This is a genomic window from Stenotrophomonas sp. 2YAF26 (assembly GCF_052114625.1).
Lineage (GTDB): Bacteria > Pseudomonadota > Gammaproteobacteria > Xanthomonadales > Xanthomonadaceae > Stenotrophomonas > Stenotrophomonas indicatrix.
The window spans coordinates 197,991-212,105 of the sequence record NZ_JBFRFC010000008.1; the positions used below are offsets into that span (position 1 = coordinate 197,991).

The following is a 14,115-nucleotide window of genomic DNA, read 5'->3' on the forward strand; positions in this document are numbered from 1 at the left end:
CTGAAGCCGTGAGGGGAGGGAACAAACGGCAGCCGAAGCGATTGGCGGGTTCTACGCGATTGTCAACGAAAATTTATTGCGTTGCAACAAAGGCGGTTCAGGGCGTGCTGCCCGGCGACTGATGGCTGCCCGGCGAGGGGGCGTCCACGTCGGTGGAGGCACGGTGTTCGAGCTTGGCCAGGCGCGCGGTCAGGGCATCGATGCGGGCTTCCAGCGCGGTCACCTGATCGGCGGTCGGCACGTGCAGTCGCTTGAGTACGCCCTGCACCTGGTCGTCGAAGGCCTTGTTGACCTTGTCCCAGGTTCCGGACGCCTTCTCGCGGGCTTCGTCCAGCGAGTGCTCGACGTTGTCGCGCCAGCCCGGTTCCTGCTCGCCGCTGCGTTCACGGCGGCGGGCTTCCCAGGCTTCGCCTTCCTTCACCAGGCCATCGAAGAACCGGCCTCCCTCTGCCTGCGCGCGCCCCAGGGCGCCCAAACCAGCCAGCCAGACCTGCTGTGCCGAATCGCTCAGCTTGCGCGAAAAGCGCTCTGCCTGGTCGCCGAAGCCGGCATCGTCGTCGCGGCGATCGTCATTCTCGTAACGGTTCATTGCATTCCCCGTGGGAGTTGGGCCTATCCCGAGAGTAGCGCGGCGCGCCGTTGCTGGGCCGTGATGGCCGCAGCGCAGATTCAGCCCAGCTTTTCCTTCAACACGCGCTGGATCTCGCTTTCGACCATGCCCTTCATTGCCGACAGCAGGAAGCCCAGCTTGGCCGTGACCCGTACCGCGCCCGGCTGCAGTTCGATCGCACCGTCCACGCCACTGCCGGAGAAATTCAGCACGTCGGCGGCCCACGACGACTTCAGGCCGAAGCGTTCGCCCAGCTTGGCGGCAACCTGCTCGATCGCTTCACGTGCCTGGGTGTCGGGCAGGGTGTGGGCGTGGCGGACATCGATGGTGGACATGCAGGCTCCTGGCGCAGGGCGGGGATCAATTGAGAGGGCGAGCATTGTGCGCATCGACGGCGCCCACGCCAAGCGCTCATCGCAGGTTCTTCTTCGTGGGCGGCCAACCTGCTAGTCTGCGCCGCGTGCAGAACCTGCTAGTTCACTTCAGTCAACAACAACAGCCCGACCAGCCGCTGCGGCCCGGGGTGCAGCGCATCGTGCGCCAGGCAAACGGCAGCGTGCGCCTCGGTGATGCCGGCAACGGCGCGCTGCTGCTTGCGCAGTTCTGCATGGACGACCGCGGCCTCTGGCTGCAGGTCGGCAACGGTATCCGTGGCATCCATGTGAATGGTCGCCCGGTGCGGCGCATGGCCCTGCTGAGGGCGGGCGACGCGGTCTACGTCGATGGCGTGGAAATGGTCCTGCAGGGCGAGGTCGACACCCTGCTGCAGGCACCGGCGCCGGCAGCCAGCGTCGAAGGCAGCGGTGACGAGCAGCGCCTGCTGCGCGGTGTGGGCGGCCTGCACCACGGCCGCAGCTACCCCCTGTCGCGCGCGCGGGTGATCGGCCGTGGCAGCGATGTCGACATCGAGATCGATGAGCCCGCCTTCGCCGAACAGCACGCGCGGGTGGAAGTCCACGGCGAGCGGGTACTGCTGCGCGACCTGGGCAGTGCCGATGGCACCCGGGTCAACGGCGTTGCCGTACGCCACTGCTGGCTGCAGGCCGGCGACCAGGTCGTGTTCGACGGCCAGCACCGGTTCGTGCTGGAAGTGCCGCACGACCCGCGCCGGCGACCGCCACTGGCCGATGACGAAGGCAGCGACGAAGCCGAACAGGCACCGGTGGTGCCGGTCGCCCCGCGTCGGGTGCGGCGCTGGCCGTGGCTGCTGGGCAGTGCGTTGCTGCTGGCAGCCGTGCTCAGCCTGCTGCTCTGGTTCGGCGCGCGCTGAATTCGTTCCGCCGGGCATGGCCCGGCRCTACCAGAGCCGCCGTGCCAATGGATACGGATGCAACCAAATTTCCCTTGCGCCACTAGGCCGCAAGGCTGGTGCAGTGCGGCATACTAGGGGTCTTGCCCCACAGGTGTGCCATGACGCGCGCGTTCAACTTCAGTGCCGGCCCTGCAACGTTGCCGGAATCGGTCCTGCGCCAGGCGCAGGCGGAAATGCTGGACTGGCACGGTAGCGGTGCCTCCATCGTGGAAATGAGCCATCGCGGTCCGGAGTTCATGTCCGTGGCCGCCGAGGCCGAGGCCGACCTGCGTCGCCTGCTCGACATTCCCGAGGACTATGCGGTGCTGTTCCTGCCCGGTGGCGCCACCACCCAGCAGGCGTTGATCCCGCTCAACTTCGCCAGCCCCGGCCAGCGTGCCGACTACGTGGTCACCGGCCACTGGGGCAAGACCGCAGTCAAGCAGGCCAGCCCCTACGTGGACGTCAACATCGCCGCCAGCAGCGAGGCCGAAGGGTATCGCCAGCTGCCCGAGCGCGCCGGTTGGCAGCTCTCTCCCGACGCCGCGTACGTGCACATCACTGCCAACGAGACCATCCACGGCGTCGAGTTCCGTGATGTGCCCGAGACCGGCAACGTGCCGCTGGTGGCCGACTTCAGTTCGTCCATCGCCAGCGAGCCGCTGGACGTGCGCCGCTACGGTGTCATCTATGCCGGTGCGCAGAAGAACCTGGGCCCGGTCGGCATCGCGGTGATGATCATCCGTCGCGACCTGCTGGAGCGTACTGGCCAGCCACGCGCGGACATCTTCGATTACCGCTCGCACGTCGCCCGCGATTCCATGCTCAACACCCCGCCCACCTGGAACTGGTACCTGGCCGGACTGGTGTTCAAGTGGATGCTGGCCGAAGGTGGCGTGGTCGAGTTCGCCAAGCGCAACGCCGCCAAGGCCGCGCTGGTGTACGGCGCCATTGATGCCTCCGGCGGCTTCTATCGCAACGAGGTCGCCCATTCGGCGCGCTCGCGGATGAACATCCCGTTCTTCCTGCCCAGCACCGACCTGGATGCCCGTTTCGTCGCCGATGCCAAGGCCGCCGGCCTGCTGGCGCTGAAGGGTCACAAGGTGGTCGGTGGCATCCGCGCCTCGCTTTACAACGCCATGCCGCTGGCCGGGGCGGAGGCGCTGGTCGCCTTCATGGCCGATTTCCAGCAGCGTCACGGCTGAGCAATGAACGGCGCGCATCGTCGGGTGCGCGCCCCGCAACAAGGAATTCCGATGGCAAGCAAACCCAGCAAGAAGGCGTCGAAGAAGGCCGAGCCGGCCAAGGACAGCGCCACTTCCAAGCCCAAGGGCAAGTCGAAGGCAACCGCGGTGCCGACCCTGGCGCCACTGGCACTGGCCGATGTGCGTTCGAAGATCGACCAGATCGACCGTGACATCCAGAGCCTGATCGCCGAACGCGCACAGTTCGCCCACCAGGTCGGCAAGGCCAAGGGCAAGCTCGCCGCTGCCGTCGACTACTACCGCCCCGAGCGCGAGGCGCAGGTGCTGCGCATGGTGGTGGATCGCAACGAAGGCCCGCTCAGCGATGAGCTGCTGGTGCACGTCTACCGCGAAATCATGTCGGCCTGCCTGGCCCAGCAGGAGCCGTTGAAGATCGGCTACCTCGGTCCGGAAGGTACCTTCAGCCAGCAGGCCGTGCTCAAGCACTTCGGCCGCTCGGCGCTGGGCCTGCCGATGGCCAGCATCGAAGAAGTGTTCCAGGAAGTGGAAGCGGGCAACGCTGATTTCGGCGTGGTGCCGGTGGAAAACTCGGGGCAGGGCACCATCCAGATCACCCTGGACATGTTCCTTACCTCCAACCTGAAGATCTGCGGCGAAGTGGAACTGCGCGTGCAGCAGTACCTGATGTCGCGCAGTGGCCGCATCGAGGACATCGAACGCGTCTACGGCCATCCGCAGTCGTTCATGCAGACCTCGGCATGGATGCGCGCCAACCTGCCCAAGGCCGAGAAGATCCCGGTGGCCAGCAACGCCGAAGGTGCGCGCCGTGCGCGCAACGCCGACGATGCAGCGGCCATTGGCGGCGAGAGCGCCGGCCATGTGTACGGCCTGAAGAAGGTCGTCACCAAGCCGATCCAGAACGATGCCGACAACACCACCCGTTTCCTGGTGGTGGGGCGCAACATCTTCCCGACCTCTGGCCATGATCGCACCTCGGTGCTGGTGTTCATCCATGACAAGCCGGGCGCGCTGTTCGATGTGCTCAGCCCGTTCGCGCGCCATGGCATCAGCATGAACCGCATCGAGTCGCGCCCCTCGCACCACGGCAAGTGGGAATACGGCTTCTTCATCGACCTGGCCGGTCACATCGACGACGCGCCGATGCAGGCCGCACTTGCCGAACTGGAAGCGCACTCGGCGCAGATCAAGGTGCTTGGCTCCTATCCGGTAGCCGTGCCCTGATCCCTGCTGCGGCGGCTGCGGCCGCCGCCCCTGATGCACCGCCGGCGAGCCGGCGTTTACGGAACCATTCAACGATGAGCAACGCGCAGCACTGGATCGCCCGCAAGGGCCAGCCCCTGCAGGGCAGCCTGACCATTCCCGGCGACAAGTCGGTCTCGCACCGCTCGGTGATGTTCGCCGCGCTGGCCGATGGCACCTCGCATATCGAAGGCTTCCTGGAAGGCGAAGACACCCGCGCCACCGCGCGCATCTTCAGCCAGCTGGGCGTGCGCATCGAAACCCCCAGTGCGTCGCAGCGCATCGTGCACGGCGTCGGCATCGATGGCCTGCAGGCACCCAGCGCACCGCTCGACTGTGGCAATGCCGGCACCGGCATGCGCCTGCTGGCCGGCCTGCTGGCCGGTCAGGCATTCGACTGCACGCTGGTCGGCGACGAATCGTTGTCCGGCCGTCCGATGCGCCGCGTCACCGGTCCGCTGTCGCAGATGGGCGCGAAGATCGACACCGAGGAAGACGGCACGCCGCCGCTGCACGTGCATGGCGGGCAGACGCTGCACGGCATCGACTTTGCCTCGCCGGTGGCCAGTGCGCAGATCAAGTCCGCCGTGCTGCTGGCCGCCCTGTACGCGCACGGCGAAACCAGCGTGACCGAACCGCACCCGACCCGCGACTACACCGAGCGCATGCTGTCCGCGTTCGGCGTGGACATCGCGTTCTCGCCGGGCAACGCCCGCCTGCGTGGTGGCCAGCGCCTGCGCGCGACCGATATCGTGGTGCCGGCCGACTTCTCCTCGGCCGCGTTTTTCCTGGTCGCGGCCAGCATCATTCCCGGCTCCGAACTGCGCCTGAAGCAGGTCGGCCTCAATCCGCGCCGTACCGGCCTGCTGCACGCGCTGCGCCTGATGGGCGCGGACATCACCGAACAGAACCCGGCAGAGCAGGGCGGCGAACCGGTGGCCGATCTGCTGGTGCGTTACGCGCCGCTGAAGGGTGCGCGCATTCCCGAGGAGCTGGTGCCGGACATGATCGACGAGTTCCCGGCATTGTTCGTGGCCGCTGCTGCCGCCGAAGGCCAGACCGTGGTGACCGGCGCCGCCGAGCTGCGGGTGAAGGAATCCGATCGCCTGGCCGCGATGGCGACCGGCCTGCGCGCGCTGGGCATGCAGGTGGACGAAACCGAAGATGGTGCCACCCTGCACGGGGGCGTATCGCTGGGCAGTGGCACCATTGAAAGCCACGGTGATCATCGCATCGCAATGGCCTTCGCCATTGCCGGCCAGATCAGCCATGGTGAAGTGCGCATCAACGACATCGCCAACGTCGCAACGTCCTTCCCGGATTTCGACGGACTGGCTCGCAGCGCCGGCTTCAACCTGGCCTGATCGGGGGGAGTGCCGGCCGCTGGCCGGCATCTCGCGCGTCCCGCCAAAGGTTCATGGGGTTGACTGCGCGACACGATAGCAGCGTCGGTCACGTTGCCACGCGTATCCACGTTCAAGCTGGCAACCACGCTGCCCTGCACGCCACTGCGCAGCGCGGCGGCCGGATAGTTCGGCTTGCTGTTGCTGGCCAGCGGACGCGCCTCACGGTTGCGTGCGGCCGGGGCTGCCTTGCGCTCGCTCTGCGCGGGCGCGGCCTGTCGCGCAGCCGGTGCAGGCGCGGTGGCAACCGGCGTTTCCGTGGCCGGCAGCATGCGCTCGCTTACCGGCGCAGGCGCAACGTCGTCATGGCTGGAGAAACGCAGCCAGACCAGTGCCGCGGCGAACATCGCCACGATCAGGGCCAGCCACAGCCAAGGGGAGGTCGAGCGCGGCTCGAGCGCGCCATCCTGCTGCAGTTGCGGCGAATGAAGGTTCTCGTGGGTGGTGGCAGTCATCGCAAACTCCTCACGTCAGTAACGACGCCCAGAGTGTTGCCCGAGGCGGCGTCGCAGCGTGTCAGCATTGCGTCAACGCGACCTGCAAGGTTCAGCTTTTCTGCGGGGAAGCGTTCAGTTACTGCGGCTTGAAGTCGAACGGCACTTCAATGCTGCCGGGTACCGGCTGGCCATTGCTGACTGCGGGGCTGAAGCGCCAGCGACGCACCGCGTCCGTCGCTGCACGGTCCAGTTCGCGCGAACCGCTGCGCTGGATCACCGTCACGTTGTTCGGGTAGCCGGTGGCGTCCACCTCCACCCGCACCACCACGCTGCCCGCTTCACCGCGTCGCAGGGCGGCGGCCGGGTAGGCCGGCGGCGGCGACTGGCCGGCAATCGGCATCGGCTGCGCATTGGCGGTTGCCGGTGCCGCAGTACCCGGCGCGGCCGGAGCGGGTTCAACCGTGGCCGGTGGCGGGGGCGGGGCGGTTTCCACCAGCTTCGGCGCATCTTCCTCGTCCGGCACCGGGGCCGGCTTGGCGTCTGGCATGTCGCTGGAACCGGCCGCCGCGGCCAGTGGTTCGGGCAGCGGTTCCACCTGGGCGGTTTCCTGCGGCGTCTGCGCGGCCGGGTCGGCACGGAAGAATTCCTTGTCGCGTCCGGTCAGCCAAACCAGCACGAACAGCAGGATGCCCACGCCGAAGGCGATGCCGGCGATCTTCAGGGCGTTGCGCGGGATATGCACGGTGAACGACTTGGCAGGCGACGGACGGGGAGCAGACATGGACCAGACCAGTACGGAATGCCTCGATTCTGCCACGGCCGGAATGAACCGGGCGGCAGAATTCCGTATAACAGGCGATAATCCCGTTCCTGTTACCCACCACGACGCCTGCCATGCTTGATCCAGCCCTGCTCCGCCACCAGCCCGCCGACCTCGCCGAACGCCTGCGCACCAGCCGCGGCTTCGAGCTCGACGTGTCTGCCCTGGAGTCACTGGAGGCCGATCGCAAGCGCATCCAGGTGCGGACCCAGGAGCTGCAGAGCCTGCGCAACAGCCGTTCCAAGGCTATCGGCCAGGCCAAGGCCAAGGGCGAAGACGTTTCGGCCATCATGGCCGAGGTCGCCGCGTTCGCCGATGAGCTGAAGGCCTCGGAAGTGGCCCTGGACGAGCTGCGCGAGAAGATCGACACGATCTCCATGGGCATCCCGAACATTCCCGCCGATGACGTACCGGCCGGCGCCGACGAGAGCGAGAACGTCGAGCAGTCGCGCTGGGGTACCCCGCGCCAGTTCGATTTCAAGGTGCTCGACCACGTCGAACTGGGCGCCCGCAACAAGTGGCTGGACGGCGAGACCGCCGCCAAGCTGTCCGGTTCGCGCTTCACCGTGCTGCGTGGCCCGATCGCCCGCCTGCATCGCGCCCTGGCCCAGTTCATGCTCGACCTGCACAGCGGCGAGCACGAGTACCAGGAAACCAACGTGCCGGTGATCGTCAACGCCGACAGCCTGTACGGCACCGGCCAGCTGCCCAAGTTCGAAGAGGACATGTTCATCACCCAGCTGGGTGAGCAGAAGCGTTACCTCATCTCGACCTCGGAAATCTCGCTGACCAATATTGCCCGCGACGAGATCCTCGACGCCGAGCGCCTGCCGCTGCGCATGACCGCCCATTCGCTGTGCTTCCGTTCCGAAGCCGGCAGCGGTGGCCGCGACGTGCGCGGCATGATCCGCCAGCATCAGTTCGAGAAGGTCGAGCTGGTTTCGATCTGCCGCCCGGAAGACAGCGACGCCGAACACCAGCGCATGACCCGCTGCGCCGAAGTGGTGCTGGAAAAGCTGGGCCTGCCGTACCGCAAGGTGCTGCTGTGCACCGGCGACATGGGCTTCTCGGCCATCAAGACCTACGACCTGGAAGTCTGGCTGCCGTCGCAGGAGACCTACCGCGAGATTTCCTCGTGCTCGAACTGTGGCGACTTCCAGGCCCGTCGCATGCAGGCCCGCTGGCGCAACCCGGCCACCGGCAAGCCGGAGCTGGCACACACCCTGAACGGCTCGGGCGTGGCCGTCGGCCGCGCGATGATCGCGGTGATGGAGAATTACCAGAACGCCGACGGCAGCATCACCGTGCCTGAAGCCCTGCGCCCGTACATGGGCGGTATCGAAACCATTGGCTGAACCCGGTAGATGCCATGCTTGCATGGCACTGCTCTGGCTTTGGTGGGTGCCATGCCTGCATGGCACCTCATCCACGCATGGCGTGGATCTACTGACGCGGTGCTGCATCCACGCATGGCGTGGATCTACTGAGGCGGTGCGGCATCCGCGCATGGCGTGGATCTACTGAGGCGGTGTGGCATCCGCGCATGGCGTGGATCTACTGAGGCGGTGCGGCATCCGCGCATGGCGTGGATCTACTGAGGCGGTGCGGCATCCACACATGGCGTGGATCTACTGGCGCGATGCTGCATCCAGGCGCTGGGGCTTAGGGCTTTGCAGTAGATCCACGCCATGCGTGGATGCCGCAATCCATCAACCTGCTATGCGCAGCTTCTCCAGCGGTACCCAACCGGCCTCGCCAGCTGCCGGCACACACCACGCCCACCCATTGAGCGTGCGCACGCCGCGCAGGTGCTGCCCCGGGTCCACATCAAGCTCCCGTGCGCAGTAATCCTCCGTGGCAAACGCGCCACCCTGCGCATCGCGACCGATCACCGGCGCCGGCACGAACCCCGGCTGCTGTCCCTCGGCCTCGCACAGAAACCAGTCCTCCCAACCCTCGGGCCCCTCATAACGTTCGCCCACCACCAGTGCCTGGCCACGGTGCAGGGTGATCGGATGCGGAAATTCGCTGCGGTGCGCAGCCATCACGATGTAGTTCATCGGCCCATGGTGGCAAAAAAAAGCGGCCCCGCAAAAGCAGGGCCGCCAGGGTGGGCCGGGATGGGGGAGGGAATCCCGGCCCGCGTTCAGCACCCAGACGAGGGAGAGAGGCGCCGAACGCTGGAACGCGTTACGCCGCTGCCACTTCCGCCGGCTCATGCGACGGCAGAGCTGCCAGTGCACCGGCAATGGCGTCTTCGCGATGCTGCGGCGAATAGGCGATGCCCTCGGCACGCACGAACTCGATGTCGTTGATGCCCCAGAAGGCAAACGTCTGGCGCAGGAACGGCTCCTGGAAGTCCGCCGGCGAATCGGTGTAGATGCCGCCACGGCTGCTGACCACGATCACCCGCTTGCCACCGGCCAGGCCCACCGGGCCGTTCTCGGTGTACTTGAAGGTGCGCCCGGCCACCGCCACGCGGTCGATCCAGGCCTTCAGGGTGGAGGGCACGCTGAAGTTGTACATCGGCGCGCCGATCACCACGATGTCGGCAGCCAGGAACTGCTCGAGCACCTGTTCAGCATCGGCAGCCTCGGCGGCATCGGTCTTGGCCAGCGAACCGCTGCGCAGATGCGGTACCGGATTGGCGTCAAGATCGCGATAATCAACCTGCAGGCCGTCGATCTGCTGCTTGAACTGGGCCACCACGGCGGCGGTCAGGTGGCGGGAGACGGAGTTGTCGCCAAGCACGCTGGCGTCGATGTGCAGAAGCTTCATGGCAGTACCTATGTTCGGGAGAGGTGGCGGACTTGCCGCCGACGGAGAGAACAATAGGTTGTTGCAAGGGCGGGATAAAGGTGGTTGAATGCCACTTATTGTTCTACTAATGGAACTCGGGTATGCATGACCTGAATGATCTCTACTACTTCGCGATGGTGGTCGACCACGGCGGTTTTGCCGCCGCCGAGCGCGCACTGGGCATCCCCAAGTCGCGCCTGAGCCGCCGCATCAGCCAGCTGGAAACCGACCTGGGCGTGCGCCTGCTGCAGCGCTCCACGCGGCGTTTTGCTGTCACCGACGTCGGTACCAGCGTGCACCGCCACGCCCAGACCATGCTGGCCGAGGCGCAGGCCGCGCGCGAGGTGGTGGACCGCCTCAGCGCCGAGCCACGCGGCCTGGTGCGCGCCAGCGTGCCGGTCTCGCTGGCGCAGATGCAGCTGCCCAAGCTGCTGCCCAAGTTCCTGGAGCAGTACCCGAAGGTGCGGCTGCAGCTGAACATCAGCAACCGCCGCGTGGACATCATCAACGAAGGCTACGACGTCGCCCTGCGCGTGCGTTCGCGTCTGGACGACGACGGCAGTCTGGTGATGCGCAGCTTTGGCCAGGTGCAGGAACTGCTGGTGGCCAGCCCGAAGTACCTGGACCGCGCCGGTCGCCCGAAGGACCCGGAAGAGCTGGCCAACCACGTAACCCTCAGCATCAGCGAAGACGAAGCGCGCCAGCGCTGGGAACTGCACGGACCGGAAGGCGCGGTGCGCCGGGTGGACCTGCAGCCGCGCGTGGCTGGTTTCGACTTCCCGCTGCTGCAGAGCATGGTGAAGGACGGCTTCGGCATCACCATGCTGCCGGAAACCGTCTGCGCCGATGCCGTGCGCAACGGCGAGCTGGAAGTGGTGCTGCCGGACTGGTCGCTTCCGCAGGGCGTGTGCCATGCCGTGTTCGCCTCGCGTCGCGGCCTGCTGCCGGCGGTGCGGGTATTCATCGACTTCCTGGCCGAACACCTGCCGCCGCAGCTGGAGGCCTCGCGCCTGGATTGCGGTGGCGCCTGCGAGAAGGCCAAGGAGCGGATCAAGGCCAGTGCGCTGGGTGCGTTGGCGGTGGACGCGGGCTGAGGGTTGCCTCCTAAGGAACAACGGTCTTGGGCAAATCGCCCGGCCGTGCGAGAATGCGTGCCCGGCCAGCAGGCTGGGCCGATACGGAGAGATGGCCGAGCGGTTTAAGGCACCGGTCTTGAAAACCGGCGAAGGGTTAAACCTTCCGTGGGTTCGAATCCCACTCTCTCCGCCAGCTTTTTCAAAAAGCCCCTGGAAACAGGGGTTTTTGTTGTCGCCGCAGCTGCGCGCCCATCGGACCGTCAGATCAGCATGCGCCCCTGATGTATGCACGCGCGCGTGGATGAGGCCGGGTGCGCTTACCCACGAAAACCACCTTTCGGCTTGCTATGGCACAACGGGTAACTGGAGCATGACCTGAAAGGCCCATGCGGTCCCGTTCTGTCGACAAACACCCCCACCTTGCATACGGGGCAGCGCTCGTCGTTGATAGCCGTCCCTGAAATCCCGGTGACCTCTACGGCACCTTCGTTCACCAGCTCGTCCAGGAACGGTGAGTGCTTCCCCTGCAGAGTGAACATCGCAACCGACCGTCGCGCACGCGTCAGCGCGACATAGAACAACCGTCGTTCTTCGCTCAGTGGATAAGTATCACCATCCGGCATTGCCAGGGAAAGCACCGGGTCATCCGAGCGTAGGCTCGGGAAGCTGCGATTGATCATGCCCGGCAGGATCACGTAGTCCGCCTCGCGCCCCTTCGATCGATGTGCTGTGAGGAACTCGACATCCATCGTGCTGCCGAAGGTCGTCTTCCAATCCGAAGGCACTGCACCGCGATCCGCGCGGTAGCGCCCCAGAACAAAAACGCTAACGCGCCCGTCGCGTCCCTGCGGAACCGCACCTGACAACAGCTGCTGGTGCAGCTTGGCAAGGTACTGGCGAACACCATCCTGCACCTCCTCACGCCGGTTCATCTGGAACGCCTGCAGCACCGGGCCCATTGCCGGCGTAGCAGAACGAACCGTCTTGGCAATCTGCGTCGGATTGCGGCTGATGAAGCGACTGGAGATGTCGCACAGCTCCTGCGGACAGCGGAAAGTCTGCTCCAGTTTCAGCACTTGCCCGTGCCCCACCCATTCGCGGAAATCGGTCATCACTGAAACATCGGCGCCGGCGAAGCGGTTGATCGATTGCCAGTCGTCGCCAACGGCAAACAGATAGCGGCCTGGGCGGTTGACCAGGGCGCGGCACAGGCGGGCGCGGGCGCGCGAGGCGTCCTGGAATTCGTCGGCCATCACCAGTTCGTAGGGCGATTCATAGTGGCCCTGTTCCAGCAGCCCGGCGGCCATGTTCAACATGTCTTCGAAGTCGATGCTGCCCTCGTCGGCCAGCGCGTCATCCCACGCCTGGAACACGGGCCCGGCGATTTCCAGGAAGCGCCGGTAACGCTCCTTGAACTGATCCTCGGGCATCTGCCGCAGACGCTCGGCCATGCCTTCCAGGCTCAGGCAGTTGCTCTTGGCGTGCGCAATGAAAGTGCGCATCAGCCCGATCAGATCGGCATCGGGCATCGGCTTGGCGCCGGTATCGGGTAGTTCGCGGTCCGGGTTGGGGTCCAGCTCGATGCGTGATTCGCCCAGCCGTTCCGATAGGTGGTGCAGGGCCTCGCCACTGCGCAGCCCGAACGAGGTGGTCTCGACCAGCGCGGTACCGCGTGCGGCATGCTGCTCGCGTTTCCAGCGCACGCCATCGGCGTAGTTGGCAAACTGCTGCGGCGGCTGGCCGTCGGCATCCAGCGCGAAGTGCTCGTGATACAACTCGGCGTCCGGATAATAGAAGTCCGGGCGATATTGGCGATGGGTATCGGTGGCGGTATCGAACTCGTAGCGCCGCTCGTAGTCGTAGGCCACGCCGTTGTAGAACAGCCAATCGGCAATCACGCACTCTTCCTGGCTCTTCACCCTTTCACCCTGCAGGGTGCGGATATAGGGCGTGCCATCTCGGTCGTAGCCATCGGCCAGCATCTGCGTACCCAGCGGCGGCAGGTCGCGCCCGAAGACCAGTCGGAACATGTCCCACTGGGTGCGGAAGTGGGTCGAGCGGTCCTTCAGGTTGTCCACCAGCTCGGCCAGCTTGTTGAAGCCCAGCGTTGCATCGATGGCCCATTCGGGAATATCGGGCTTGCGCCCCGTCGCCTTGGCGATGATGGACAGGCCAAGTGCATGGAAAGTGCGCGCCTCCACCACGGTATCGCCCATGCCTAGCCGCTCGAAGGATCGCTGTGCCCGATCTTCCAGCTCTTTGGCGGCATCCTTGTTGAAGGCCAGCATCACGATGCGCTCGGGGGTCACAAAGCCACGGTCGATAGCGTAAGCAGCCTTGGCCACCATAGTGGAGGTCTTGCCGGAGCCGGCTGAGGCGACCACCTGCACGCGGTTGTCGAAACAGATGACCGCGCGGGCTTGTTCTTCGGTAAGCGGCTTGCTCTCCACCCGTTGCAGGAAGTTCCTGGCCAGCACCAGTTCGCGCGTTGCCATGGACGCGTTGGCCTCGGCCCAGACGGATGGCCAATCCAGTTCCCAGTCGCGCAGGGCGTCCAGCGCGGCACGGTGGCTGTGCGCGTGCAGGTCTTCGTGTACGGCGTCATCGAGGAACAGCTGCTGCAGCTCGGACGGCTGCAGGGGCAGGGCGGGGCGCTCGGCCAGCAGTGCTTGCTGCTGTTCGTGGGTGATCCAGCGGCGGTCGGCGCTGCCGCGGTCTGTCAGGGTGTCTGCCTTGGCCAGCCAGCAGTGGATCTGCGCGAGGATGTCTGCAAAGAGCGCTTTGCGACCGCGGGTCGTGCAGGTAAACAGGACCTGCTGCACGGCGGCCGAAAGCTGGGATGCTTGGCGGTTGGGCAGGCCATCGACGGACACCGTGTGATGGTCTTCAGTCTGCAGCTCGACCCGGGCCCAGAACAGGCCCGGAATGATCCGCACGCGCGCATCATCGTCCACGTGCTGGCGGTAGTGCTTGCCACCCATGCGAATCTCGACGTATTCGCCTTCCAGCCGCAGCAACCAGTGTGCTGAACGGGTCAAACGCTGGCCCCAGCCCGAGGGGCGCCATTCCATAGACATCCAGAAACTGCCTTGCATACGTCAATGGGCGTAAAGTGCCCTTACGAGCCAATGATAAGCGGGCTTGGTGTCGCTTGTGGCTTGTACCGCCTCCGTCTGGGCGAACGCAGGCTTGCACCGGGTTACCATGGGGCCCG

At 66.0% G+C, this 14,115-nt stretch carries 12 protein-coding genes, 1 tRNA gene and 1 pseudogene; 7 read left to right on the top strand and 7 right to left on the bottom strand.

Annotated elements, in window-relative coordinates; genetic code table 11:
* Positions 1–97 precede the first annotated feature (97 nt).
* The gene (locus tag AB4Y98_RS10965; RefSeq protein ID WP_025876984.1) at positions 98–589 is read right to left on the bottom strand and encodes a phasin family protein; all 492 of its coding nucleotides are present in this window, start codon (positions 587–589) and stop codon (positions 98–100) included.
* Between the two features lie 80 nt (positions 590–669).
* Complete coding sequence (locus AB4Y98_RS10970) at positions 670–945, bottom strand: polyhydroxyalkanoic acid system family protein (protein ID WP_025876985.1); 276 nt, start codon at positions 943–945, stop codon at positions 670–672.
* 125 nt (positions 946–1,070) lie between these two features.
* Here AB4Y98_RS10970 and AB4Y98_RS10975 point away from each other — a divergent pair, with 125 nt between their 5' ends.
* From AB4Y98_RS10975 to aroA, 4 genes are all read left to right on the top strand, one after another.
* Positions 1,071–1,880: an FHA domain-containing protein gene (locus tag AB4Y98_RS10975; RefSeq protein WP_025876986.1), complete on the top strand. Its 810-nt coding sequence runs from the start codon at positions 1,071–1,073 to the stop codon at positions 1,878–1,880.
* Between the two features lie 140 nt (positions 1,881–2,020).
* Entirely contained in the window at positions 2,021–3,106 is a 1,086-nt protein-coding gene (serC, locus tag AB4Y98_RS10980; protein WP_312111043.1) for a 3-phosphoserine/phosphohydroxythreonine transaminase, read from the top strand.
* Between the two features lie 51 nt (positions 3,107–3,157).
* Entirely contained in the window at positions 3,158–4,348 is a 1,191-nt protein-coding gene (gene pheA / locus AB4Y98_RS10985) for a prephenate dehydratase (protein ID WP_025878757.1), read from the top strand.
* A gap of 74 nt (positions 4,349–4,422) precedes the next feature.
* The gene (gene aroA / locus AB4Y98_RS10990; RefSeq protein WP_442244347.1) at positions 4,423–5,730 is read left to right on the top strand and encodes a 3-phosphoshikimate 1-carboxyvinyltransferase; all 1,308 of its coding nucleotides are present in this window, start codon (positions 4,423–4,425) and stop codon (positions 5,728–5,730) included.
* Here the strand turns inward: aroA and AB4Y98_RS10995 are convergent.
* A pseudogene (locus tag AB4Y98_RS10995) lies at positions 5,664–6,224 on the bottom strand (TonB family protein); the annotation flags it as partial. The gene aroA and the pseudogene AB4Y98_RS10995 overlap by 67 nt on opposite strands.
* Before the next feature lie 118 nt (positions 6,225–6,342).
* Positions 6,343–6,987 (bottom strand): energy transducer TonB, encoded by a 645-nt coding sequence (locus AB4Y98_RS11000; protein ID WP_025878754.1) that lies wholly within the window; start codon positions 6,985–6,987, stop codon positions 6,343–6,345.
* Between the two features lie 113 nt (positions 6,988–7,100).
* Between AB4Y98_RS11000 and serS the strand changes: the two genes are divergently transcribed.
* The gene (serS, locus tag AB4Y98_RS11005) at positions 7,101–8,381 is read left to right on the top strand and encodes a serine--tRNA ligase (protein WP_025878753.1); all 1,281 of its coding nucleotides are present in this window, start codon (positions 7,101–7,103) and stop codon (positions 8,379–8,381) included.
* A 354-nt stretch (positions 8,382–8,735) separates the two neighbouring features.
* Here the strand turns inward: serS and AB4Y98_RS11010 are convergent, their stop codons facing one another.
* Entirely contained in the window at positions 8,736–9,086 is a 351-nt protein-coding gene (locus AB4Y98_RS11010) for a ligand-binding protein SH3 (RefSeq protein ID WP_154880808.1), read from the bottom strand.
* 130 nt (positions 9,087–9,216) lie between these two features.
* The gene (locus AB4Y98_RS11015) at positions 9,217–9,804 is read right to left on the bottom strand and encodes an FMN-dependent NADH-azoreductase (RefSeq protein ID WP_312787771.1); all 588 of its coding nucleotides are present in this window, start codon (positions 9,802–9,804) and stop codon (positions 9,217–9,219) included.
* A 122-nt stretch (positions 9,805–9,926) separates the two neighbouring features.
* Between AB4Y98_RS11015 and AB4Y98_RS11020 the strand changes: the two genes are divergently transcribed.
* Complete coding sequence (locus AB4Y98_RS11020) at positions 9,927–10,919, top strand: LysR family transcriptional regulator (RefSeq protein ID WP_025878750.1); 993 nt, start codon at positions 9,927–9,929, stop codon at positions 10,917–10,919.
* Between the two features lie 85 nt (positions 10,920–11,004).
* A tRNA-Ser gene (locus AB4Y98_RS11025) sits at positions 11,005–11,094 on the top strand.
* A 124-nt stretch (positions 11,095–11,218) separates the two neighbouring features.
* On the opposite strand, the gene AB4Y98_RS11030 is transcribed toward AB4Y98_RS11025, so the two are convergent.
* The gene (locus tag AB4Y98_RS11030; RefSeq protein ID WP_442244361.1) at positions 11,219–13,972 is read right to left on the bottom strand and encodes a UvrD-helicase domain-containing protein; all 2,754 of its coding nucleotides are present in this window, start codon (positions 13,970–13,972) and stop codon (positions 11,219–11,221) included.
* Positions 13,973–14,115 lie beyond the last annotated feature (143 nt).

Bases quoted from the DNA above. Each gene is read 5' to 3' on its own strand.
- AB4Y98_RS10965 (WP_025876984.1), bottom strand. From the start codon at position 589: ATGAACCGTTACGAGAATGACGATCGCCGCGACGACGATGCCGGCTTC.
- AB4Y98_RS10970 (WP_025876985.1), bottom strand. From the start codon at position 945: ATGTCCACCATCGATGTCCGCCACGCCCACACCCTGCCCGACACCCAG.
- serC (WP_312111043.1), top strand. From the start codon at position 2,021: ATGACGCGCGCGTTCAACTTCAGTGCCGGCCCTGCAACGTTGCCGGAA.
- pheA (WP_025878757.1), top strand. From the start codon at position 3,158: ATGGCAAGCAAACCCAGCAAGAAGGCGTCGAAGAAGGCCGAGCCGGCC.
- aroA (WP_442244347.1), top strand. From the start codon at position 4,423: ATGAGCAACGCGCAGCACTGGATCGCCCGCAAGGGCCAGCCCCTGCAG.
- AB4Y98_RS11000 (WP_025878754.1), bottom strand. From the start codon at position 6,987: ATGTCTGCTCCCCGTCCGTCGCCTGCCAAGTCGTTCACCGTGCATATC.
- serS (WP_025878753.1), top strand. From the start codon at position 7,101: ATGCTTGATCCAGCCCTGCTCCGCCACCAGCCCGCCGACCTCGCCGAA.
- AB4Y98_RS11010 (WP_154880808.1), bottom strand. From the start codon at position 9,086: ATGAACTACATCGTGATGGCTGCGCACCGCAGCGAATTTCCGCATCCG.
- AB4Y98_RS11015 (WP_312787771.1), bottom strand. From the start codon at position 9,804: ATGAAGCTTCTGCACATCGACGCCAGCGTGCTTGGCGACAACTCCGTC.
- AB4Y98_RS11020 (WP_025878750.1), top strand. From the start codon at position 9,927: ATGCATGACCTGAATGATCTCTACTACTTCGCGATGGTGGTCGACCAC.
- AB4Y98_RS11030 (WP_442244361.1), bottom strand. From the start codon at position 13,972: ATGGAATGGCGCCCCTCGGGCTGGGGCCAGCGTTTGACCCGTTCAGCA.